The 22278-nt window shown below is 66.4% G+C and carries 20 protein-coding genes; 14 read left to right on the top strand and 6 right to left on the bottom strand.

Annotated elements, in window-relative coordinates; genetic code table 11:
* The first annotated feature begins 13 nt into the window (after positions 1–13).
* Both lepA and hemW read left to right on the top strand, forming a co-directional pair.
* Positions 14–1858: a translation elongation factor 4 gene (lepA, locus tag ABD687_RS02620; protein WP_264268934.1), complete on the top strand. Its 1845-nt coding sequence runs from the start codon at positions 14–16 to the stop codon at positions 1856–1858.
* Between the two features lie 2 nt (positions 1859–1860).
* Complete coding sequence (gene hemW, locus ABD687_RS02625; protein ID WP_310287488.1) at positions 1861–3090, top strand: radical SAM family heme chaperone HemW; 1230 nt, start codon at positions 1861–1863, stop codon at positions 3088–3090.
* 91 nt (positions 3091–3181) lie between these two features.
* Here hemW and ABD687_RS02630 read toward each other — a convergent pair whose 3' ends face one another.
* Both ABD687_RS02630 and ABD687_RS02635 read right to left on the bottom strand, forming a co-directional pair.
* Positions 3182–3595, bottom strand: coding sequence for a DUF4870 domain-containing protein (locus ABD687_RS02630; protein WP_302266107.1), 414 nt, complete (start codon positions 3593–3595; stop codon positions 3182–3184).
* A 200-nt stretch (positions 3596–3795) separates the two neighbouring features.
* Positions 3796–4650 carry a DUF3097 family protein gene (locus tag ABD687_RS02635; RefSeq protein ID WP_302266106.1) on the bottom strand — a complete coding sequence of 285 codons (855 nt, stop codon included), beginning with the start codon at positions 4648–4650 and terminating at the stop codon, positions 3796–3798.
* 280 nt (positions 4651–4930) lie between these two features.
* On the opposite strand from ABD687_RS02635, the gene hrcA reads away from it, so the two are divergent.
* From hrcA to ABD687_RS02650, 3 genes are read left to right on the top strand one after another with little or no spacing between them, the layout of a single operon-like run.
* Positions 4931–5944 carry a heat-inducible transcriptional repressor HrcA gene (gene hrcA / locus ABD687_RS02640; protein ID WP_264268930.1) on the top strand — a complete coding sequence of 338 codons (1014 nt, stop codon included), beginning with the start codon at positions 4931–4933 and terminating at the stop codon, positions 5942–5944.
* 49 nt (positions 5945–5993) lie between these two features.
* Positions 5994–7127, top strand: a complete 1134-nt coding sequence (gene dnaJ, locus ABD687_RS02645; protein ID WP_310287482.1) for a molecular chaperone DnaJ — start codon at positions 5994–5996, stop codon at positions 7125–7127.
* Positions 7124–7927, top strand: a complete 804-nt coding sequence (locus ABD687_RS02650; protein WP_310287480.1) for a 16S rRNA (uracil(1498)-N(3))-methyltransferase — start codon at positions 7124–7126, stop codon at positions 7925–7927. The genes dnaJ and ABD687_RS02650 overlap by 4 nt, the downstream gene beginning before the upstream one ends.
* 103 nt (positions 7928–8030) lie before the next feature.
* Here the strand turns inward: ABD687_RS02650 and ABD687_RS02655 are convergent, their stop codons facing one another.
* Positions 8031–8795 carry a GerMN domain-containing protein gene (locus ABD687_RS02655; RefSeq protein WP_344760956.1) on the bottom strand — a complete coding sequence of 255 codons (765 nt, stop codon included), beginning with the start codon at positions 8793–8795 and terminating at the stop codon, positions 8031–8033.
* Between the two features lie 542 nt (positions 8796–9337).
* On the opposite strand from ABD687_RS02655, the gene ABD687_RS02660 reads away from it, so the two are divergent.
* Genes ABD687_RS02660 through era form a run of 4 tightly spaced genes read left to right on the top strand, consistent with a single transcriptional unit; the run spans position 9338 to position 13201 of the window.
* Positions 9338–10453, top strand: coding sequence for a PhoH family protein (locus tag ABD687_RS02660; protein ID WP_310287475.1), 1116 nt, complete (start codon positions 9338–9340; stop codon positions 10451–10453).
* Positions 10450–10923 (top strand): rRNA maturation RNase YbeY, encoded by a 474-nt coding sequence (gene ybeY / locus ABD687_RS02665; RefSeq protein WP_264268925.1) that lies wholly within the window; start codon positions 10450–10452, stop codon positions 10921–10923. The genes ABD687_RS02660 and ybeY overlap by 4 nt, the downstream gene beginning before the upstream one ends.
* A complete protein-coding gene (locus ABD687_RS02670) occupies positions 10923–12233 on the top strand; it encodes a hemolysin family protein (protein ID WP_264268924.1) in 1311 nt (436 codons plus the stop codon). The genes ybeY and ABD687_RS02670 overlap by 1 nt, the downstream gene beginning before the upstream one ends.
* On the top strand, positions 12230–13201 hold the full coding sequence (gene era, locus ABD687_RS02675; protein WP_372342869.1) for a GTPase Era: 972 nt from the start codon (positions 12230–12232) through the stop codon (positions 13199–13201). The genes ABD687_RS02670 and era overlap by 4 nt, the downstream gene beginning before the upstream one ends.
* Before the next feature lie 86 nt (positions 13202–13287).
* Here the strand turns inward: era and ABD687_RS02680 are convergent, their stop codons facing one another.
* Complete coding sequence (locus tag ABD687_RS02680) at positions 13288–13968, bottom strand: Rossmann-fold NAD(P)-binding domain-containing protein (protein ID WP_310287469.1); 681 nt, start codon at positions 13966–13968, stop codon at positions 13288–13290.
* A gap of 190 nt (positions 13969–14158) precedes the next feature.
* On the opposite strand from ABD687_RS02680, the gene leuA reads away from it, so the two are divergent.
* The 3 genes from leuA (at position 14159) to ABD687_RS02695 (ending at position 17560) form a co-directional block, all read left to right on the top strand.
* Complete coding sequence (gene leuA, locus ABD687_RS02685) at positions 14159–15898, top strand: 2-isopropylmalate synthase (RefSeq protein ID WP_302266099.1); 1740 nt, start codon at positions 14159–14161, stop codon at positions 15896–15898.
* 82 nt (positions 15899–15980) lie between these two features.
* Complete coding sequence (recO, locus tag ABD687_RS02690) at positions 15981–16733, top strand: DNA repair protein RecO (protein WP_310287465.1); 753 nt, start codon at positions 15981–15983, stop codon at positions 16731–16733.
* Entirely contained in the window at positions 16730–17560 is an 831-nt protein-coding gene (locus ABD687_RS02695) for an isoprenyl transferase (RefSeq protein WP_264268920.1), read from the top strand. The genes recO and ABD687_RS02695 overlap by 4 nt, the downstream gene beginning before the upstream one ends.
* Positions 17561–17570: 10 nt before the next feature.
* Here the strand turns inward: ABD687_RS02695 and ABD687_RS02700 are convergent, their stop codons facing one another.
* On the bottom strand, positions 17571–18770 hold the full coding sequence (locus ABD687_RS02700; RefSeq protein WP_310287461.1) for an alpha/beta hydrolase: 1200 nt from the start codon (positions 18768–18770) through the stop codon (positions 17571–17573).
* A gap of 60 nt (positions 18771–18830) precedes the next feature.
* Between ABD687_RS02700 and ABD687_RS02705 the strand changes: the two genes are divergently transcribed.
* Positions 18831–19922 carry a quinone-dependent dihydroorotate dehydrogenase gene (locus ABD687_RS02705; RefSeq protein WP_310287459.1) on the top strand — a complete coding sequence of 364 codons (1092 nt, stop codon included), beginning with the start codon at positions 18831–18833 and terminating at the stop codon, positions 19920–19922.
* 199 nt (positions 19923–20121) lie between these two features.
* Here ABD687_RS02705 and ABD687_RS02710 read toward each other — a convergent pair whose 3' ends face one another.
* Positions 20122–20577 carry a DUF3043 domain-containing protein gene (locus ABD687_RS02710; RefSeq protein WP_409373464.1) on the bottom strand — a complete coding sequence of 152 codons (456 nt, stop codon included), beginning with the start codon at positions 20575–20577 and terminating at the stop codon, positions 20122–20124.
* 196 nt (positions 20578–20773) lie between these two features.
* Here ABD687_RS02710 and ABD687_RS02715 point away from each other — a divergent pair, with 196 nt between their 5' ends.
* Positions 20774–22183, top strand: a complete 1410-nt coding sequence (locus ABD687_RS02715) for a dipeptidase (RefSeq protein WP_310287452.1) — start codon at positions 20774–20776, stop codon at positions 22181–22183.
* The last annotated feature ends 95 nt before the right edge of the window (positions 22184–22278 follow it).

Genomic DNA, 22278 nt, shown 5'->3' on the forward strand with positions numbered 1-22278 from the left:
CGAGGTCCCTTACGTGTCACCCATGGCCCGCACCGCACCGGTGCCTGCCGCGACTGATCCGGCGATCATCAGAAACTTCTGCATCATCGCCCACATCGACCACGGCAAGTCGACCCTGGCCGACCGGATGTTGCAGCTCACCGGAGTCGTCTCCTCACGCGATATGAAGGCCCAGTACCTGGACCGGATGGACATCGAGCGCGAGCGCGGCATCACCATCAAGTCCCAGGCCGTTCGCATGCCGTGGGAGGTCGACGGACAGTCCTACGCGCTGAACATGATCGACACCCCCGGGCACGTCGACTTCACCTACGAGGTCTCGCGTTCGCTGGCCGCCTGCGAGGGCGCCATCCTGCTGGTTGACGCCGCCCAGGGCATCGAGGCCCAGACGCTGGCGAACCTTTACCTGGCCATGGAGAATGACATGACGATCATTCCCGTGCTCAACAAGATCGACCTTCCGGCAGCGCAGCCCGAAAAGTACGCCGCCGAGATCTCCAAGCTCATCGGCTGCGACCCGGAGGACATCCTCCAGGTTTCGGGCAAGACCGGCATGGGCGTCGAGGCGCTGCTGGACAAGGTCGTCCGCGATCTGCCGGCACCGGTCGGCGATCCGAACGCCCCGGCCCGGGCCATGATCTTCGACTCCGTGTACGACACCTACCGCGGCGTTGTCACCTATGTCAGGGTCGTCGATGGCAACCTCTCGCCGCGCGAGAAGGTCCAGATGATGTCCACCGGCACCGTCTACGATCTGCTCGAAATCGGTGTTTCCTCCCCGGAGCCAAAGCCCAGCAAGGGCCTGGGCGTCGGCGAGGTGGGCTACCTGATCACCGGCGTGAAGGACGTGCGCCAGTCAAAGGTCGGCGACACCGTCACCAACTTCGCCAAGCCGGCCGAAAAGTCCCTGGGCGGCTACCAGGACCCGAAGCCCATGGTGTTCTCCGGCCTGTACCCGATCGACGGTTCTGACTACCCGGCCCTGCGCGATGCGCTGGACAAGCTGCAGCTCAACGACGCCGCGCTGACCTACGTCCCGGAGACCTCCGTGGCCCTGGGCTTCGGTTTCCGTGTGGGCTTCCTGGGCCTGTTGCACCTGGAAATCACCCGTGAGCGCCTCGAGGCCGAGTTCAACCTTGACTTGATCTCCACCGCACCCAACGTGGTGTACGAGGTCATGACCGATGACAAGAAGCTGCGCACCGTGACCAACCCGAGCGAGTTCCCCGACGGGAAAATCCTCGAGGTCCACGAGCCGATGGTGGCCGGCACGATCCTGGCACCGAACGAATTCGTCGGCGCCATCATGGAACTGTGCCAGTCCCGCCGTGGTGTCATGCGCGGCATGGACTACCTTTCCGAGGAACGCGTGGAGATCCGCTACTGGCTTCCGCTGGCGGAAATCGTCTTCGACTTCTTCGACGTGCTGAAGTCAAAGACCCGCGGCTACGCCTCTCTGGACTGGAAGGCCGACGGCGAACAGGTCTCCGACCTGGTCAAGGTCGACATCCTGCTCCAGGGAGAACAGGTTGATGCATTTTCCGCCGTCACGCACCGCGACAAGGCCTACGCCTACGGGCTCATGATGACCCAAAAGCTGCGGGAACTGATTCCGCGCCAGCAATTCGAGGTGCCGATCCAGGCAGCCATCGGTTCACGCATCATTGCCCGTGAGTCCATCCGCGCCATCCGCAAGGACGTTTTGGCCAAGTGCTACGGCGGCGACATCAGCCGCAAGCGCAAGCTGCTGGAAAAGCAGAAGGCCGGCAAGAAGCGGATGAAGATGGTCGGCCGCGTGGAGGTTCCCCAGGAAGCCTTCATCGTCGCCCTGTCATCCGACGAGCCCAAGAAGAAGTAGCAATGCCTTCTGCCTTGCCCCTCGGGGACCCGGCGCCGTCGGACGGGTTGCTTCCGGCAACCTGCGCCGAGGGCGCCGCGGACCGGAGTTTTTCGGTCTACGTCCACATTCCGTTCTGCGCGGTGCGCTGCGGTTACTGCGACTTCAACACCTACACGGCCCACGAGCTGGGATCCGGCTCCAGCCAGGACACCTACGCCGAGGCGGTCTCCGCGGAAATCGCCTTTGGCGCGAAGGCCCTGGAGGAATCGGGCGTGCCGCGCCGCGAGGTCTCCACCGTCTTTTTCGGCGGCGGAACCCCCACGTTGCTGCCCGCCGAGGACCTGGTCCGGGTGCTGGCCGAGATCCGCACCCAGTGGGACCTGGCGCCCGACGCCGAGGTCACCACCGAGGCCAACCCGGATTCGGTGACGCCCGAATCCCTGCAGCTGCTGGCCGACGGCGGGTTCACCCGCGTGTCCATCGGCATGCAGTCGGCGGTCCCGCACGTCCTGAAGACCCTTGACCGCACCCATGACCCCGCGCGGGTTGGCCAGGCCGTGCAGTGGGCCAAGGACGCCGGCCTGCAGGTCAGCGTCGACTTGATCTACGGCACCCCGGGGGAGTCGGTCGAGGACTGGCGCACCAGCGTGGCCACGGCCTTGTCCTACGATCCCGACCACATTTCGGCCTATGCGCTGATCATCGAGGAGGGCACCCGGCTGGCCGGGCAGATCCGCCGCGGTGAAGTCGCCAATATCGACGACGACGACCACGCCGACAAATACCTGATCGCCGACGAGCTCTTTGCCGCCGCCGGCTACAAATGGTACGAAGTCAGCAACTGGTCCAAGGACGAATCCACGCGTTGCCTGCACAACCTTGCCTATTGGCAGGGCGGCGACTGGTGGGGAGCGGGCCCCGGCGCGCACTCACACGTGGGCGGGCTGCGCTGGTGGAACGTGAAGCATCCGGCCGCCTACCAGCAGCGCATCGACGCCGGCACCTCGCCAGCGGCAGGACGGGAAACACCTGACGCCGAGGCGCGTTACCTGGAGAAGGCCATGCTGCTGACCCGCATCGTGGATGGAATGGACACCGCGGACCTTGAGCCCGCGGGCCGCACGGCCATTGCCGGGCTGATCGCCGATGGATTGGTGGTGCCCGAGGCGGCCTTCGCCAGGAAGGTCGTACTTACCCTGCAGGGCCGGCTGCTGGCCGATGCCGTGCTGCGGCGTTTGCTGGATTTCTAGTCCCAGGCGATTTGGCAGGGCACAAAGGAAGGTGTGGTCGGAAACCCCGAGGGGATTTCGACCACACCTTCCTTTTTTGGACGTTTCGCTGCTACCGGAAGAGGCGCAGGTTCAATCCGTAGCGGTAGGGGCGGGACTTGTTGACGTTGATTCCCGCACGCACTCCGCTGATGGTCAGGAAGAGCCAGATGGCCACCACCAGGATCGCGAAGATCCAGCCAATCCCGGGGATCATCGAGAACAGGTGCAGCACGATGGCCAGGACGGTCAGCGGGAAGGTGAAGTTCAGCGCTTCCCTGGATTCCTGGGCAGTGAACGGGCCGCGCGCCCGGAAGACCGCGTAGATGACCAGGGAGGGAATGCAGCCCAGGATCGCGCCGAAGTGGGCGATCGTGGCCCATTGGCGGTCCTCGGAGGGGGTCAGGGGCAGGGGCGCGGCCGAGGAACCTTCGAATCGATCCGACTGGCTGTCGCCGCCGGGAGCATTTCGTGCCTCGTTTACCACTGCTGATGTCCTCTTCGTTGGGTTGGTTGAACCGTTGGCCAGTTTATCCCCAATCGGGTGACACCGGCGAACACGAAATGCCGTTCGTTGTGCAATTGGGACCAGCTGGCGGATTTGGCCGGGATTCCGCGTTATCCCCGATGGTCCCACGTGCCCGTTCGCGTCGGCGCGGTGATCAACCTCACGCGCGGGTGGGCGGGTCAGTGGTCCCCGGCGGTCAGGAAGTCGATGACTTCCTCGACCCGGCCCAGCAGCGACGGCTCCAGATCGGCGTAGGAGCGCACCTGCCCCAGGATCCTCTCCCAGCCCTGGGCGACATCGATCTGCTCCTGGTGCGGCCACCCCAGCCCCTTGAGGATGCCGGTCTTCCAGTCGGTGCCGCGCGGCACGACCGGCCACGCCTTGATCTTCAGCACGGAGGGGCGGATGGCCTGCCACACATCGACGTAGGGGTGCCCGACGATCAGGACGTTGCCGGCAGCGCCGGGAACGCGCATCGCCTCGGCGGCGATCCTTGCCTCCTTGGTTCCTGCGACGAGGTGGTCGACCAGGATGCCGAGCTTGCGCTGCGGGGAGGGCGCGAAGGCACGGATGGCACCGGCCAGGTCGTCGACGCCGTGCAGCGGTTCGACGACGATGCCCTCCACGCGCAGGTCGTGGCCCCACACCTTCTCGACCAGCTGGGCATCGTGCTTGCCCTCGACCCAGACGCGGCTGGCACGCGCCGTGCGTGCCTTCAGGTCGGTGACCATGCGTGAGCCGGAGGCGCTGCGTGCGGTTCCCTGGGGAGCCGGGGGAGCGGCGGCGGGTTCGATGATTTCCACCGGCTCGCCCTCGAGCAGGAAGCCGAAGCCGGCGCGGAAGGACTTGGTGCGTCCGTGGCGGTCCTCGAGAACCATCACGCGCATGCCGCCGGATTTTTCGGTGCGAACCACCTCGCCGACCCATCCGCTTTCCACGTCCTCCAGCAGCAGGCCGCGGGCCAGCGGGACCTTGCGCAGTGTGCGTTTCCTGGGGGCGCTGATGTCCTGGGCGCCCCAGCCGTGGTAGCTCATCGTGTCACTTTCAGCTAGTGGTCAACAGGTCCCGGACCCATGTACGCAGCGGATTCGTTTGCCAGGGGCCGGGCAGCGTTCCGCCCTCCCACTGGCTGATGTGTCGAACGCGGCATCGCGGTCACGGACCAAACCATGCTAACAAGGGATGCGAAAGGTATTAGACTTAGCAGTTGAACGTGTCGAGTGCCAATGCCTGCCGTCGGGCCTCGGTGCGCGGCCGGGGGTGTGGACACTGCCCCCTGGACCATGGTGATCCGGCTTGCTGGGAGAGGTGAGAATGACCGAACCACGTAGGCTCGAAGTCCTTCGAGCCATCGTTGAGGACTACGTGCAGTCACGGGAGCCCGTTGGTTCGCGTGCCCTGCTCGATCGCCACGATTTGGGCGTCTCCGCCGCCACGATCCGCAACGACATGGCATCGCTGGAGGAGGAAGGGCTCATCGTGGCCCCGCATACCTCCTCCGGGCGGATCCCCACGGAAAAGGGCTACCGGCACTTCGTTGACCAAATCGGGGACATCAAGCCGCTCTCGGGCGCGGAACGACGCGCCATCGCGGCGCTGCTCGAGGGATCCCACGACGTCAACGACGTGCTGGAAAACACCGTGAGGCTGCTGGCCAGCATCACCCGGCAGGTTGCCCTGATCCAGGTGCCGCACTATTCGAACGCCACCGTTCGCCACATCGAATTGGTGGGACTGGGCGGCGGGCAGACCCTGGTGGTGCTCATCGCCTCCAGCGGCAAGGTCGAACAGCGCGTGATCCTGCTCCCGCCCTCCTTGGGGGAGTCGGACCTGCAACAACTGCGCGCGGTGCTTCTCTCCGTCCTGGACGCCAAGCCGATATCCGACGTCGTCCGGCTCGCCCAGGGTGTCCCGGAACTCGTCGAGCCGCGCCTGGCACCGGCGGTCCGTGCGTTGGCCGAGGCCCTTGGCGCCCTGGCGCGCAATTCCTCGGTGGACAGGATCCTCACCGCCGGCACCGCGAACCTGGCCCGCGCCAACCTGGATTTCCCGCTGAGCATCACCCCGGTGCTGGAGGCGCTCGAGGAACAGGTGGTGCTTTTGCGCCTCTTCTCCGAGCTAGAACAGGACGCCCACGGCATTGCCGTGGGCATCGGCACGGAAAACCAATACGGCGCCCTGACCGAGGCCTCGGTGGTCGCCACCGGATACGGTCCCGGCGAGCAGGCCATGATCGGCGTGCTGGGTCCGACGCGGATGAACTATCCCACCTCGATGGCCGCGGTTCGCGCCGTCGCCCGATATCTTTCCCGAATCCTGGCCGGCTAATGCGGGTCGTAACATATTTCTTGAAGTACGAAAGGACACAGCGAGCACTGTGAGCACCCATTACGAAGTCCTGGGCGTCAGCAAGGACGCCACCGGCGAGGAAATCAAGAAGGCCTACCGCAAGTTGGCCCGAAAGCTCCACCCGGACGTGAACCCCGGCGAGGACGCGAGCGAGAAGTTCAAGCTGGTCACCCGCGCCTACGAGGTGCTCTCCGATGCGGACAAGCGCGCCAACTACGATGCCACGGGCAACGAGAACGGCAACGGCCAGACCGGCTTCGGCGGCGGCGGAGGATTCGGCGGGGGTGGCTTCGGTGACATCTTCGAGCAGTTCTTCGGCGGCGGCGGAGCCCAGGGTCCTGCTTCGCGCACCCAGCGCGGCCGCGACGCGTTGATCACCGCCATCATCGACCTGGCCGACGCGGTGGCCGGGACCGTCTACCCGCTGGAGATGGAAACGGCAGTCACCTGCCCGACCTGCGAGGGCAGCTGCTGCCGTCCGGGCACCTCCCCGGTCACCTGCACCATCTGCCACGGTGCCGGACAGGTCCAGCGCCCGGTGCGCTCGTTCCTGGGCCAGATGATGACGGTTGAGACCTGCGCCGCCTGCCGCGGCTTCGGCACCACCATCCCCGACCCCTGCATCGACTGCAATGGCCAGGGCCGCATCCGCGAACGCATTTCCAAGCAGCTCAAGGTTCCCGCCGGCGTTGCCAGCGGCACCCGCATCCACCTGGCCAGCCAGGGCGAGGCCGGCCCGGGGGGCGGACCGAACGGCGATCTCTACGTCGAGATCGAGGTCCGCCGGCACAAGATCTTTGAACGCGACGGCGTTGACCTGCACGCGCGGATGAACGTGCCGATGACGGCCGCCGCCCTCGGCGCGGACCTGGACCTGGAGACCTTCGACGGCTCCCAGGTGATCGAGGTCGAATCCGGCGCGCAGTCAGGGGACACTGTTCGGCTTCCGGGCTTGGGCGTCCCGCGCCTGCGCGGCGGCAAGCGCGGGGACATCATCGTCCACCTGCAGGTGGAGACTCCCACCAAGATCGACTCCGAACAGCGTGAGCTTCTTCAGCAGCTGGCCAAGCTCCGCGGCGAGGAATTCGCCGAGGGCCGCATGGAAAACAGCGGCGGAATGTTCTCGCGACTGCGCGGGAAGCTGGGCAACCTGGGCGCATGAGCAACCAGTGCTTCTTCCTGTCGCCCGGTGAGCTCAAGGATGCGCTGGTAGACGCCGAGCTGCAGCTGGACGGCCCCGAGGGCCACCATGCGGTAACGGTCAAGCGTGTGCGCGTGGGCGAAATGATCGACCTGGTCGACGGCTCGGGGGTGCGGGCGGTCGCCGAGGTCACCGCGACGCAGAAGGCGGCACTTGTCGCAACGGTGCGCGCCCTCGAAGCCGAGGCGCTGCAGCCGGTGGCCATCACCCTGGTGCAGGCGCTGGCCAAGGGGGACAGGGATTTGCAGGCGGTGGAGTCCGCCGTCGAACTGGGCATCGACGCGGTGCGTCCCTGGCAGTCGGACCGGGCCATCGTGCGCTGGAACGACGCGAAGGCCGCCAAGGCCCTCGCCAAATGGGAGGGCACGGTGCTCGCCGCGCTCAAGCAGTCCCGCCGCACCTTCCTGCCCGAGGTGCGCCCGATGCTCAACAGTGCACAGCTTGCCCGGGACATCGCCGAACGGGTCTCGGGCCCGGTTCCTGCCCTGGTGGTCGTCCTGCACGAACGCGGCACCGAGTCCCTCGCGGCCGTGGTTGCCGGGTGGCTGGAAGCCGCCCCCGTGCCGGTGCCGGACGAATCCGGGACGCGACAGGAGATCCAGCTGGTGGTGGGACCCGAGGGCGGGATCTCCGATGCCGAGCTCGACCGCTTCACCGCGGCCGGAGCCAAGGTGGCCCTGCTGGGAAGCCATGTGCTGCGCGCCTCCACGGCCGGCCCTGCCGCACTGGTGCTCACCCGGCACCTGCTGGGACAGCTCTAGGACACCAAGGATCCCCCCGTTCCCCGCCGGAATTTTTCCGGCGGGGAACGGGGGGATCTTTTTGTGCTGGTGGGGTTCCCGCCAAGCGCCAGGGGTGCAAGGCCTAGTGCTTGACGGTGAAGTCCTTGGACTCGGTGCCGGAGCGGCCGCCGGTCTGCGCGTCGACGCCCCAGGCCGTGAACGTGTATTCGCCGGGGGCCAGCACATAGCTGAAGGAAAATTCGTTGTGTCCCAGCGCATCGCCGCCGGTGTGCAGTGCACCGGAGGCCACAACGGTGTCCTCGTCGCCGGATTCGGCGCGGCGGGTGATTTCCCAGAATTCCCCGCCGGAGAAGATCGCGCTCACGCCGTGGAAGGTGACCTGGCCGGCCTTCTGTGTGGTTCCGAATTGTGGGTCTATGATCCACAGCGGCGCGGCCAGCGCGGTGTCGCGCCCGAAGTCGTGGTCCAGGGTGATGTGGTCAAAGGCCTCGTAGCCGGTTTCGCCGTCGACGAGGATCCGCACGGTGGGTTCCAGTCCCTCGGTGAGGATTCCGGCGTTCGACGCGGCCGCGGTGGCCGTGAACACCAATTGGGCGATGGAACGTTCGGCCAGTCCCTCATCGACGTCCGAGCCGAAGGCCTTGGCCGAAAGGTCCAAGGTGATGACGTTGTCGGGGCCGATTGAGGCGCCGACGGACGAGCTGGGGCGCCACGCGCTGAAATAGCGGGGGTCCGCCGGCTCTTGGGAGAGCATGTAGCGCACCGAGTCGGCGATGGGGTCGGCCGCCTCCTTGACGCGAACGAACTCCCGGTACAGGGAGACGGTTCCGTCGTTTTCCGCCAACCAGTACACCGGGATGTGTGCGGTGGTGTTCAGTGATTCCATTTCCACGCTTGGCAACGGCGCAGGAGACTGCACGCTGGTTGCCGCTTTAGGCATGGAATACCGCTCGCCCGGTACCCCCAGCCCGCACGCGGCCAGGGCACCAAGTGCCACAGTCATCCCCAGCACCGCAAGGCGGGAACGGGGGGACCGGCTGGAACGGGACATCGGAATACTGGGCTCTCTGCAGGAATCTGGGGCGAATGGCTGGACCGGCATGGCGGGGGATTGCCGTGGGTCCTTCCCCAGCTTGGCATAGGTTGTCGACCGGTAGGGCGGGAAATCCGTGATTCGCGTGGACTGTTGCCTGATTGATATGTATCGATGCAAGTTGTGCCCCAATCGTTGCCTTCCCAATTTGCAAACCATTCGCTATATGGTTTCTTGGCCGCACGCCCGTGCCGCCACACGGGTAGTCCTGGTCGGCACTTCCAAGTCCCGACGCTTCCATCCACGATAGGATTGGAAAAGTGCAGGGAACCCTGGCCGCGGAACGACCGCAGGCGCCATTCGCCGGCACGGAATGCGGAGGCTTCAACAGTCATATGGACCAACAATTGAACCAAGTGGGCCAGCCCCGGGGAACCGACGCCCTGGTCCAGTTCGACAGTTCGGACCAAATGGTCGCCACGCTCGGTGCGCACGATGAGCTGCTGCGCGTGATCACGGGAGCCTATCCGCTGGCGGAATTGCACGTCCGCGGCAACGAGCTGAAGGTCAGCGGCGACGCGGTCCAGGCCCACAAGGCCCTGCGCGTGATTTCCGAGGCCCGCACGCTGGCTGGAAACGGCACCCGCATTTCCGCCCAGACCATTGAGCAATTGGTGCGCATGCTGGAAAGCACCGGCGCCGACGAGGCCCAATCGGTGCTGGGCCTGAAGATCCTCTCGGGCCGCGGCAAGGCCATCCGCCCCAAGACCGTGAACCAGAAGAGCTACGTCGACGCGATCGACGAGAACACCGTCATCTTCGGCATCGGCCCCGCCGGCACCGGCAAGACGTACCTGGCCATGGCCAAGGCGGTCGCCGCGCTGCAGGCCAAGGAAGTCAGCCGCATCATCCTGACCCGCCCGGCCGTCGAGGCGGGGGAGAAGCTCGGCTTCCTGCCCGGCACGCTCACCGACAAGATCGACCCCTACCTGCGCCCCCTCTACGATGCGCTGCACGACATGATCGAGCCCGACTCGATGCCCAGGCTCCTGGCCGCCGGCACCATCGAGGTCGCGCCCCTGGCCTACATGCGCGGGCGCACGCTCAACGACGCCTTCATCATCCTGGACGAGGCGCAGAACACCACGCCCGAGCAGATGAAGATGTTCCTCACGCGGCTCGGCTTCGGGTCCAAGATCGTCGTGACCGGGGACATCACCCAGGTCGACCTTCCCGGCGGCACCAAGTCGGGGCTGCGCGTGGTCACCGAGATCCTCGAGGGCGTTGACGACATCGCCTTCTGCGAACTGGACGCCAGCGACGTGGTCCGTCACCGACTGGTGGGTTCCATCGTCGGCGCCTACGAACGCTGGACGGTGCGCCAGGACCCCAATTTCAACCGGTCCCAGGCGCGTGCCCGCCGTCGCGCCGGCACCTCGAAGAACCCCGAACACGCGGCCGAAAAGAAACAACAGGGCCCCGCGCCCGAAAACCAGGAGCAATCCCCATGAGCGTAGAGGTCAACAACGAATCCGCGGTTGCGGCGGACCTGGAGCGCGTCAGCGCGCTGGGACGCCATATCCTGGCGGAACTCTATGTGCACCCGGAAACGGACGTCTCCATCATCCTGCTCGACGAAGAGCCCATGAGCGCGCTGCACGTGGAGTGGATGGACCTCGAAGGCCCCACCGACGTGATGAGCTTCCCCATGGACGAGCTGCGCCCCGGCGTCCCCGGCTCGCCCACGGAGGCAGGCATGCTCGGTGACATCGTGATTTGCCCGCAGGTCGCCACCACCCAGGCCCAGGCCCAGGGGCACTCCGTGGAGGACGAGATCCTGCTGCTGACCACCCACGGCATGCTGCACCTGCTGGGCTTCGACCACGCCGAGCCGGAGGAAAAGGAGATCATGTTCTCCCTCCAGCGCCAACTGCTCGAGGACTTCCTGGGCCGCCCGGCTCCCCGGGAGACGATGGACTAGTGACCGCGGTCATTCTCGCGCTCAGTGCGCTGGTCTTCATCCTCAGCGCCGCGCTGCTCACGGCCGCCGAATCGGCCTATCTCTACCTTTCGCGGCAGCAGGCCGAAGCCCTGCGCAACGACTACGCCTCGCCGCACCTGGCGAACATCCTCGCCGATTCCCAAAGCCACACGCACGCGGTGCGCTTCTGGCGGATCTGGTTCGAGACCGCCTCCGCGGTGGCAGTCGCCATCCTCTACCTGGACCGCCTCGGCAACATCTGGCTGGCCGGGCTGTTGGCCACCGTCACCATGGCGGCGGTCAGCTTCGTGCTGGTCGGGGTGTCTCCGCGACGCCTGGGACGCAGCCACGCCGACACCGTCGTGCGCTACACCGCGCCGTTGATCCGCTTCCTGCGCGTGGTACTCGGGCCCATCCCGACCTGGCTGGTGGGCATCGGCCAGGCCATGAGCCCGCGCTCGGTCGCCGAGGAGGATGGCTTCCTGTCCAAGGAACGCCTGCGCGATCTTGTCGACAGGGCCACGGAGGGTGACGCGCTGGAGGACGAGACGGCGGAAATCATCAACTCGGTCTTCGACCTGGACGACACCTACGTCCGTTCTGTCATGGTGCCGCGCACCGAGATGAAGACCATCGACAAGGGCGAAGGCCTGAAGGCCGCGATGGACTTGTTCCTGGCCTCGGGTTGCTCGCGCGTCCCGGTCATCGGGGAGGACACCGATGACATCCTTGGCATCGTCTACCTCAAGGACGTGGCCTACAAGCTGCACCTGAGCCCGGAGAGCACCGACAAGGTCGAGGATCTGGCGCGCAGGGCACGCTACGTGCCGGAGTCCAAGTCCGTGGCCGAACTGCTGCCCGAGCTGCAGCAGGAATCCACCCACATGGCCATTGTCATCGACGAATACGGCGGAACGGCCGGCCTGGTCACCCTCGAGGACCTCATCGAGGAAATCGTTGGCGAGATCGACGACGAGTACGATCGGCAAAAGGTCGACATCGAGGAGGTGGGCGATGGCAGCTTTGTGGTGCGCGCCCATACCTCCATCGACGAACTCGGGGAGCTTTTCGACATCGACATCGACGAGGACGAAGTCGACTCGGTGGGCGGACTGCTGGGAAAGGTGCTCGAATCGGTGCCGGTGCTCGGATCCCACGCCACGTTCGAAGGCATCGAAATGAAGGTCCTCTCACTGAGCGGCCGACGCAACCGGATCGGCAAGATCCTGGTGCGCAAGGAAACAACACCACCCACGACCGGCGAACAATCCGCCGCCAAAGATGCAGGGCATCACAAGGAGCAATCATGAGCCGGAACATCAAGAAGCCACAGATGCTGCCCACCGGAGGCTGGCCCGAGGACTTCCGCGCCGGATTCACTTCCTTCGTGGGCCGCCCCAATGCGGGCAAGTCGACGCTGACCAACGCGCTGGTGGGGCAGAAGGTGGCCATCACCTCCTCGAAGCCGCAGACCACCCGCCACACCATCCGCGGCATCGTGCACCGTGAGGATTCGCAGCTGATCCTGGTCGACACCCCGGGCCTGCACCGCCCGCGCACGCTGCTGGGCCAGCGCCTGAACGACCTGGTTGCCGACACCCTCTCCGAGGTCGACGCGATCGGCTTCTGCCTGCCGGCCAACGAGAAGATCGGCCCCGGCGACAGGTTCATCGCCGCCCAGTTGGCACAGCTGCAGAAAAAGCCCATCGTCGCGATCGTGACCAAGGCCGACACAGTTGACCGCGCCGCGCTGATGGCCCAGCTGATGGCAGTCACCCAGCTGGGCGTCGAAACCCTGGGCGAAAGCGGCTGGGCAGCAGTGGTCCCGGTGTCCGCCACCGGGGACTTCCAGGTCTCCGAGGTCGCCGACGTGCTGGTGGCGCAGATGCCGCTGTCCCCGCCGTTGTACCCGGACGGTGAGCTGACCGACGAGCCGGAGGCCAAGATGGTTTCCGAGCTGATCCGCGAGGCGGCCCTGGAGGGCGTGCGCGACGAGCTGCCGCACTCCCTGGCCGTGGTCGTGGAGGAAATGGTCCCGCGCGAGGGACGCCCGGAGGACAGCCCGTTGCTGGATGTGCGGGTGAACCTGTACGTCGAGCGCTCCAGCCAAAAGGCCATCGTCATCGGCAAGGGCGGGGCACGGCTGCGCGACGTGGGAACGCGTTCGCGCAAGGCCATCGAGGCGCTGCTTGGCACCCGGGTGTACCTTGACCTGCACGTGAAAATCGCCAAGGAATGGCAGCGCGACCCCAAGCAGCTGGGCAAGCTCGGCTTCTAGTCCTGCAGCCCACCTGGATATTCGGCCCCGTGCGCAGCCACCCTTTCGGGGGACCGCGCACGGGGCCGTTGCATGGGCCGCGCGGCCTACCTGGCGATCCGGCCCACGATCATCCGCGCCAGCAGCCTGTCAATCCCTGGCAGGTGAGTGGCCCGGATGATCCACCGGCGCAGTAGCCGGTCGGTCCTGTTGGCGGGAAGGAACGACGAGGCGGCCCGCCTCCCGGAGGCTTGCGCCACGTCCACGAGGGGTTTCCACCGTCGCTCGAATTCCGCCAGGGCCTGGCCGATCCCCGCCGCCGAGTCCACCGGGCCCAGCACGTCACCCAGCAGGGCCCCGGCAATGGCCAGCGAGCCGCCTTGGCCCGCAAGCCACGACACCGCAGCGCACGCGTCCCCAATCAGCACGGTCCGTCCTCGGTGCCACCCAGGCATGACGACCCCCGCGACGACGTCGTCGTACGGATGCTCGGGACACAATTCCAGCAGCCGGTCCACCGAACCGGAAACATCCCCTGCGCGCCGTCCCGGGTCAGGAATGTCAACCGCACGGCCGACAGATGCCGTCACGGGAGGCAACCGCAGCTCGTGGGCACGCAGGACCCACCCCGCCCTGCTGGACAGTGCGGCACCGGCGGGCGCACCGGGAACACACTGGCCAGCCTGCTCTTCCCTCGGCGGTTCGCCGTCCACCGGGTCATTGGCCGCGATGGCCCACAGGGCAGCGAAGGGGCAGGGCCAGGCCACCCGGTGTCCGGCATTTGACACATTTATCCGTCAACTCACATTCGGTGTTCGTGCGGTGATATGTTGGATTAATGCATTTCGGACTACTTCTACTAAGCCGCCGCGGCGAGAACCAAACAGGACTCTAACGCGTCCTTCGGCCGACCCCTCGCTGCGGAGTCACCCACTGTCCCGGCTCACTTTCTCACCATCAAAGAAAAGGCCCCTTGAAATGCTGAACCTGCAAAAGCCCTCCGGAATGCCCGTCCACAAGTATGTGCCGTTCCAGGACCAGATCCACGTCTCCCTGCCTGACCGCACTTGGCCGGACAAGTACATCACCACCGCCCCGCGCTGGTGCGCAGTGGACCTGCGCGACGGCAACCAGGCGCTGATCGACCCGATGAGCCCCGAGCGCAAGCACAAGATGTTTGACCTGCTGGTGAAGATGGGCTTCAAGGAAATCGAGGTGGGGTTCCCCTCGGCCTCGCAGACCGACTTCGACTTCGTCCGCCAGCTCATCGAGCGCGGCATCCCGGACGACGTCACCATCCAGGTCCTCACCCAGTCCCGCGAACACCTGATTGAGCGCACCTACGAGGCGCTCGAGGGTTGCAAGCAGGCCATCGTGCACCTGTACAACTCCACCTCGGTGCTCCAACGCCGCGTGGTCTTCAACCAGGACCAGGACGGCATCGTCGACATTGCCCTGACCGGCGCGCGCCTGTGCAAGAAGTACGAGGAGCAGTTGGTCGGCACCAAGATCACCTACGAATACTCACCGGAATCCTTCACCGGCACCGAGCTGGAGTTCGCCAAGCGCATCTCCGACGCCGTGGCCGAGGTCCTGGAGGCCTCCCCGGAAAACAAGATGATCCTGAACCTGCCGGCAACCGTGGAGATGGCCACCCCCAACGTGTACGCCGACTCCATCGAGTGGATGCACCGCAACCTGGCCAACCGCGATTCCATCGTGCTGTCCCTGCACCCGCACAACGACCGCGGCACCGGCGTCGCCGCCGCAGAGCTCGGCTACCTGGCCGGCGCGGACCGCATCGAGGGCTGCCTCTTCGGAAACGGGGAGCGCACCGGCAACGTCGACCTCGTCACCCTGGGCATGAACCTCTTCGGCCAGGGCATCGATCCGATGCTCGACTTCTCCGACATGGACGAAATCCGCCGCACCGTCGAATACTGCAACCAGCTGCCCGTTGCCGAGCGTTCCCCCTACGGTGGCGACCTGGTCTTCACCGCCTTCTCCGGCTCCCACCAGGACGCCATCAAGAAGGGCTTCGAGTCCATGGAGGCGGACGCGAAGGCGGCCGGCAAGACCGTGGACGAGATCACCTGGGGCGTGCCGTACCTGCCGATCGATCCGAAGGACATCGGACGCTCCTACGAGGCAGTGATCCGCGTGAACTCGCAGTCCGGCAAGGGCGGGGTCGCCTACCTGCTGAAGAACGAGCACTCGCTGGATCTGCCGCGCCGCGCGCAGATCGAGTTCTCCGGGGTCATCCAGCGCAAGACCGACGGCGAAGGCGGGGAAATCTCGGCAGCCGAGATCTGGAACGTGTTCCAGGACGAGTACCTGCCGGTCACCGAGGGCTCGGACGCGCAGGAGTGGGGCCGCTTCAAGCTGGGTTCGGCCACCGCCGAGACCGCCGAGGACGGAAGCTTCGCGCTGACCGCCACGCTGCTCATCGACGGGGTCCCGCACCGCCGCACCGCGGCCGGCAACGGCCCGATCAACGCACTGGTCAACATCCTGGGCAACGAGGGCGTGGACGTGCGCGTGCTGGACTTCACCGAGCACGCCCTGTCCGAGGGCGGCAACGCCGCCGCCGCCGCGTACGTCGAGGCCGCCGTGGGCGAGCGCGTGCTCTGGGGCGTCGGCATGGATACCAACACCACCATGTCCTCGCTGAAGGCAGTCATCTCCGCGGTCAACCGCGCGGTGCGCGACCAGGCCTAGGCATGCCAAGCGGCGGCGGGTGCACCTTCGGAAACCCCGGAGGATGCACCCGCCGCCGCATTTCTCTGGGATCATGGACTACGTGTCACGTTCAACCTTTGCAGCAAAGAGCTACCGCACCCGCGGCATCGTCTTGCGCACCCACAAGCTCGGCGAGGCCGACCGAATCATCACCCTGCTGAGCCCCGAGCTCGGGGTGGTGCGCGCGGTGGCCAAGGGTGTGCGGCGCACCAGTTCCAAGCTGGGGGCCACGCTCGAGCCGTTCATGGAGGTCGACGCCCAGATCGTTGCCGGACGCTCGCTGCACACCATCATCCAGGCCCAGCTGCGCCACCCCTACGGCCAGGCGCTGGTGGCCGACTACTCCGCCTACACCGCCGGGGCCGCAATGCTGGAGACCGCCGAGCGCCTCACCGACGCCGACGCCGAATCCATAGCCCCGCAATACCGCCTGCTGCACGGCGCGCTGGCCACCCTGGCCCGCGGCGGGCACGAATCCGGTACCGTGCTGGACTCCTACCTGCTGCGCGCGCTGGCCACCGCCGGCTGGGCGCCCAGCTTTGCCCATTGCGTCCGCTGCGGCGCGATGGGCCCCCACCAGGCCATCAACATCCCGCTGGGCGGTGTGGTCTGCCATGACTGCCGGCCCGCCGGATCAATGTCCCCGTCACCGGCTACGGTTTCCCTGCTTGCAGCCCTGCTCGAGGGCGACTGGGCAGTGATCGACGCGGCGGACGGGGCCACCCGCGCCCAGGGCGCGGCAGTGGTGGCCAACTACCTGCAATGGCACCTTGAACGAGCAGTAAAATCCCTCAAACTCGTGGAGCGACAATGAGCAAAGCCCCCAAGATCACCGGCAAGCCCGGGCCCAGCGTTCCGGCGCTGCGGCCGCAGGACGCGCCCATGCCCTACATCCAGCCCGAGCTCATCCCGCAGCACGTGGCCATCGTGATGGATGGCAACGGCCGCTGGGCCAACGCGCGCGGGCTGCCGCGCACCGAGGGTCACCGCGCCGGCGAGGCCGCGCTGCTGGACGTCATCGCCGGGGCTGTGCAAATGGGCATCAAGTACGTCTCGGTGTATGCCTTTTCCACAGAGAACTGGAAGCGCAGCCCCGAGGAGGTTCGTTTCCTGATGGGCTTCTCCCGCGACGTGCTGCGCCGCCAGCGCGACACCCTCAACGAATGGGGCGTGCGCATCCGCTGGGCCGGACGCGAGCCGCGGCTCTGGCGAACAGTGGTCAACGAGCTCAAGGCCGCCGAGAAACTCACCGCCGGCAACCAGACCTGCCAAATGACCATGTGCGTGAACTACGGCGGGCGGGCCGAGATCGCCGATGCGGTGAAGGCGATCGCCGAACAGGTCGCGGCCGGGACGCTGAAGCCCTCGCAAATCTCGGAGAAGACGGTGGCCAGGCACCTGGACGAGCCCGAGATGCCGGATGTCGACCTGTTCCTGCGCACCAGCGGCGAGCAGCGCACGTCCAACTTCCTGCTCTGGCAGTCCGCCTATGCGGAAATGGTGTTCATCGACGAGTTGTGGCCCGACGTCGACCGCACGACCCTGTGGGATGCGGTGCGCGAATACGCCAGCCGCGACCGCCGGTACGGGGGAGCGGTGGACAAGCCGGCCATCGCCGGGGACGCGGCCGCCAACGCCTGAGAGAACGCGCTCAGCGTTGCCCGTCGTCGGCGCGCGCCCCGGGCTCCGGCAGGTAGCCGGCGCCCCAGCGGTCCATCGCCGCATAGGCTGCTGCCCTCGGCTCGGGCAGGGACGAGAACACGTCGTGCATGGCCCCGTGGAGGATCGCGTTGGTGACCTCGCTGCCCAGTTTCAGGGAACGCTCGCGCACCACGTTGACCTCGATGACACTGTCGTTGTGCAACATGGCCTCGTCGAAGCTGGTGCCCAGATGCGTTGACTTCGAGGTCAGCACCAACACCGGGACCTTGATGTCCAGGCCCCTGGCCACCTCCCGGTGCCCGGCCATCACCGCGGTGATCCAGCCGGCGGTCGTCGGGAAGGCAATCGGCGGGCGCCAGCGTGGATGCAGATCCCAGGAGCCATTGCCCTGCCGGGACAGCGAGCGCCAGTAGTTGTCCAATTCCGGCAGGTGCAGCTTGGCCCGGGGCCGTAGTCGGGCAATGGGCTCGACCACGCCCTGGGCGGCGTAGCGCACCAGGTAGCTGCCCTGCATCTCCAGCCACGGACTGTTCAGGATCAACGCGTCGAAGGCCTCCGGGTGCCGGTTGACCCACAGGCTTGTCACCAGCCCGCCGGTGGAATGCGCCAGGCAGATGCCCGTCGCGTCCGCGCCTTCGACGGAACGGATCATCTCCAGCGCCGCGTCCAGGTCCGCGTCGTACTCGTTCAGGGACGCGGTGAATCCGGGGTTCAGGTGGTGTGCGCGCAGGCTGCGACCGTAGCGGCGCAGGTCCAGCGCGTAGAACGCGTAGCCACGATCGCTCCAATACCGGGCCAGCTCGGCGTTGTAGAAGTAGTCGCTCCAGCCGTGGACGGCCAGCACGAAGCCGACGTGCCGCCCTGCCGTCGCCGACGTGCCGTCGGTGGATGCTTCCGGTGCCAACGGTCCGGGCCACAGTGCGCCCAGTGCGCTGCGCAACCGGGAGCCAAGGGCGGGACGTGCATGCGCGGGTGCAGGGGTCGGACGCTGGTGGCGCACCAGGGTGGCGCACAGCTCGCCTTCGTCGTCCTCGCCCAGGGGCAGGGTGGTGTAGCTGAAGCCCTCGCCCAGGATGTCCGGCTCCCAGGTGCCCGGCAGGGTGGTTGCGCTGTACTCCGGCCACGTTGCGCTGGGATCGTCCGGAAGCGGTGGTGCGGGTCCGGAGCCGAGGGAGGAGGCGTGCGACATGTGTTGAGCATAACCAACTTGAAGTTGTTTGGAGCCGTGGATGCGGGAAGACTAGGAGTCATGCGCATATATCCCACGATTTTCCGTCTTGTTTTCACGAAGATGGACCCCGAAAAGGCTCACCACTTTTCCTTCGACGCCCTCCGGTTGGCAGAGAAACTCGGGGTGTCTGTCATCGCGCGGAAGCTGTGTGCCCCGGACCCTGCGCTGCGCCGCACCGTGATGGGGATCGATTTCCCCTCGCCCTTCGGCCTGGCGGCGGGCTTCGACAAGGAGGGGGCAGGCATTCCTGCCCTGGCCGACCTTGGCTTTGGCCATGTGGAGGTCGGAACCATCACCGGTGTCGCCCAGCCGGGCAACGAGAAGCCCCGGCTTTTCCGCCTCGTGGAGGACAAGGCGGTCATCAACCGCATGGGGTTCAACAATGACGGCGCGCGCGCGGTGGCCCCCCGCATCCGTGCCGCACGGCTGCGCCTGGGCACCCGCTTTGGCGCCGGCCGCCCGGTCATCGGCGTGAACATCGGCAAGACCAAGACCGTGGAACTCGATGACGCCGTCTCCGACTACCTGGTCTCCACCCGTGAACTGGCCGCCCACGCTGACTACCTGGTGGTCAACGTGTCATCGCCCAACACCCCGGGGCTGCGCCTGTTGCAGGGCGTCGAGACGCTGCGGCCGCTGCTGAGCGCGGTTGGCGCCGAGGCCGACCGCGTCGCCGGACGCCACGTCCCGCTGCTGGTCAAGATCGCCCCCGACCTCAACGACGACGACATTGCCGACGTCGCCACGTTGGCCACCGAGCTGGGGCTTGACGGCATCATTGCCACCAACACCACCATTGCCCGCGAACCGCTGGTCTCCGACGCGTTCAAGGTTGCCGAGATCGGGGCCGGCGGACTCAGCGGCGCACCGTTGAAGGCCCGCTCGCTGGCGGTCCTGCGGGTGCTGCGCGAAAAGGTCCCGGCTGAAATGGCGATCATCTCCGTGGGCGGGGTCAGCACCGGGGACGATGTCATCGAGCGCCTCGAGGCCGGCGCGGACCTGGTCCAGGGCTACACCGCGTTCCTCTACGAGGGCCCGCTATGGGTCCGCGGCATCAACAGGGCACTGGCAAAGGCACAGGCCCAGGGCAGGTCCCTGGCCAGGAAGTAGGCGCATGCGCCGAGCGGGGCCCCTTCACCGATCAATCGGCGAAGGGGCCCCGACTTCGCTTGGGCCGACGGGCGGGGGAGCGAGGGTGCTCTTCCATCGGATCCCGGACAGCGAAAAGGCGTGTGGCGCCCTGCCGGGAATCCATTCCCCGGGGGTGCCACACGCCTTGGTGTGGAATCTTGAACGCGTGTGCGTATTGTTAGCGCGGATCCTCGCCGCGACGCACCTGCGGCTTGGGCAGGCGCAACTTGCGGAACTGAAGTCCGCGCATGATGCCGTAGTAGGTCACGCCGCGTTCGACCGAGCCAAAGCGGGCAATCAGCCCCTTCTTCAGTCCGCGCGACATGATGAAGGCGTCGACGGCAACGAGTGCCACCAGGATCCACAGTGCAAAGGTGATGTAAACCTGGACCGCCGGGAACCTCGAGAGGGTCAGCGAAACGATCAGGAAAGCGAAGACGGCAAACATCAGGTATTCGCCGACCATGAAGCGGCGGTCCACGTAGTCGCGGGTAAAGCGCTTCTGCGGTCCCTGGTCACGGGCTGCCATGAAGCGCTCGTCGCCGGTCTCATTGGCCAACCGCATGCGGTTCTGGGCCTCCAGGCGCTGGTTGCGCTCGGCCGCGCGCGCAAGCTTGCGGTCGGTGGGTACCAACGGGCGCTGGTTTTGCGCCTGCTGCGCACTGCGCTTTGGGGTCGGGGCATTTTTGCCGGCGGGCCTTGTGGTCTCTTCTGTGGGCGCTTCTACGGAAGCTGCCTGATCTTTCTTGCGTCCAAACACCTTTCCAGTCTAGCTTGCACCCGGCACGCCATCGTCATTCGGCGCACGGCGCGGTTGTAGGCTTTTTCCCATGACTACCAAGAACACCGCCGCCCCGGCATCATTCGGCGTGGATCGCGAGTCCCTGAGCGCACACGTAGACACCGATTTCAATCGCATCGTCTCCGAACTCGGCAGGCTGGTGGCCATTCCCGGCATTGCCTGGGAATCATTCGACCCCGACCAACTGGACCGAAGCGCCGAGGCAGTGGCGCAGCTGGTGCGCGAAGCCGGCATGGAAAATGTCGAAATCCTCCGCGTTCCCACCCCAGCAGGAGTGCCCGGGGGCCCCGCTATCGTGGCCAATCGCCCGGCCCGCGACGGCAAGCCGACCATCCTTCTCTATGCGCACCACGATGTGCAGCCTCCGGGCGACGAGGACCTGTGGGACACCAAGCCCTTTGAAGCCACCGAGATCGATGGCCGGCTGTATGGTCGCGGAGCGGCCGATGACAAGGCCGGCATCATGGTGCACATTGCCGCCCTGCGCGCGGTGCTGGACAGCATTGCGGACTTCGGCCTGGGTGTCACCTTCTTCCTCGAAGGCGAGGAAGAGGCCGGTTCGCCCAGTTTCCGCCGGTTCCTGGAGACCCACCGCGATCGCCTGGAGGCGGACGTCATCGTGGTCGCCGACTCCAGCAATTGGAAGGTGGGGGTCCCGGCGCTGACCACTTCCCTGCGCGGCATGGTCGGGGGAGTGGTGGAAGTCCGCGCCCTGGCCCATGCGGTGCACTCGGGCATGTTTGGCGGGCCCCTGCTCGATGCCCCCACCCTGGCAGCTCGCTTGATTTCCACTTTCCATGATGCCGAGGGCAACGTGGCCATCGAGGGCCTGGCCTCCCACGAGCGTGCGGTCGTCGACTACCCCGAGGACTCGTTCCGGGCGGATTCCTCGGTGCTGGACTCGGTCAAGTTGGCGGGCAGTGGCAACATCGCCGACAGGCTCTGGAACAAGCCGGCCCTTTCGATCATCGGGATGGACATCCCCTCGGTTGCGATTTCTTCAAACACCTTGTTGCCTTCCACGCGATTCAAGCTGAGCCTGCGCATCGCCCCCGGGCAGGACCCGGAGTCGGCGGTTGCCGCGCTGCGCGCGCACATCATGGGCCAGGACCTGCGCGGAGCCCAAGTGACCTTTGAAGCCGACGAGGCCGGGCAGTCCTTTTCCACCGACACCTCGGCCCCGGCCGCGCAAGCTAGCCTGTGGGCGCTGGGGGAAGCGTGGGGAGTCCCGGCGGTTGAAACCGGCATCGGCGGATCCATTCCATTCATCTCCGACCTGCTCGAGATCTTCCCCGCCGCGCAGATCCTCGTGACCGGCGTCGAAGACCCGGATTCCCGCGCGCATTCGGCCAATGAGTCGCTGCACCTGGGCGATTTCCGTCACGCAATTTTGGCCGAGGCGCTGTTCTTGGCACGCTTGAACAACCACGGGCTATGAGGTCCGGGCGGCGTCGCTGCGCCAGTACGTGCGGTCTCGTCGTACCATTGAAGGTGAGGGGCCGCGCTTGAGGCGTAGTCCAAGTGAGCAGTATA

This window comes from Paeniglutamicibacter sulfureus, assembly GCF_039535115.1.
In the GTDB taxonomy this organism is placed as follows: Bacteria; Actinomycetota; Actinomycetes; order Actinomycetales; family Micrococcaceae; genus Paeniglutamicibacter; species Paeniglutamicibacter sulfureus.

Excerpts from the sequence above, each read along its gene's own strand:
- ABD687_RS02655 (WP_344760956.1), bottom strand. The coding sequence starts at position 8,795 with ATGGAATCACTGAACACCACCGCACACATCCCGGTGTACTGGTTGGCG.
- hrcA (WP_264268930.1), top strand. The coding sequence starts at position 4,931 with ATGACCGAACCACGTAGGCTCGAAGTCCTTCGAGCCATCGTTGAGGAC.
- ABD687_RS02700 (WP_310287461.1), bottom strand. The coding sequence starts at position 18,770 with ATGTCGCACGCCTCCTCCCTCGGCTCCGGACCCGCACCACCGCTTCCG.
- ABD687_RS02650 (WP_310287480.1), top strand. The coding sequence starts at position 7,124 with ATGAGCAACCAGTGCTTCTTCCTGTCGCCCGGTGAGCTCAAGGATGCG.
- ABD687_RS02660 (WP_310287475.1), top strand. The coding sequence starts at position 9,338 with ATGGACCAACAATTGAACCAAGTGGGCCAGCCCCGGGGAACCGACGCC.
- ybeY (WP_264268925.1), top strand. The coding sequence starts at position 10,450 with ATGAGCGTAGAGGTCAACAACGAATCCGCGGTTGCGGCGGACCTGGAG.
- era (WP_372342869.1), top strand. The coding sequence starts at position 12,230 with ATGAGCCGGAACATCAAGAAGCCACAGATGCTGCCCACCGGAGGCTGG.
- ABD687_RS02715 (WP_310287452.1), top strand. The coding sequence starts at position 20,774 with ATGACTACCAAGAACACCGCCGCCCCGGCATCATTCGGCGTGGATCGC.
- hemW (WP_310287488.1), top strand. The coding sequence starts at position 1,861 with ATGCCTTCTGCCTTGCCCCTCGGGGACCCGGCGCCGTCGGACGGGTTG.
- ABD687_RS02635 (WP_302266106.1), bottom strand. The coding sequence starts at position 4,650 with ATGAGCTACCACGGCTGGGGCGCCCAGGACATCAGCGCCCCCAGGAAA.
- ABD687_RS02695 (WP_264268920.1), top strand. The coding sequence starts at position 16,730 with ATGAGCAAAGCCCCCAAGATCACCGGCAAGCCCGGGCCCAGCGTTCCG.
- ABD687_RS02705 (WP_310287459.1), top strand. The coding sequence starts at position 18,831 with ATGCGCATATATCCCACGATTTTCCGTCTTGTTTTCACGAAGATGGAC.
- leuA (WP_302266099.1), top strand. The coding sequence starts at position 14,159 with ATGCTGAACCTGCAAAAGCCCTCCGGAATGCCCGTCCACAAGTATGTG.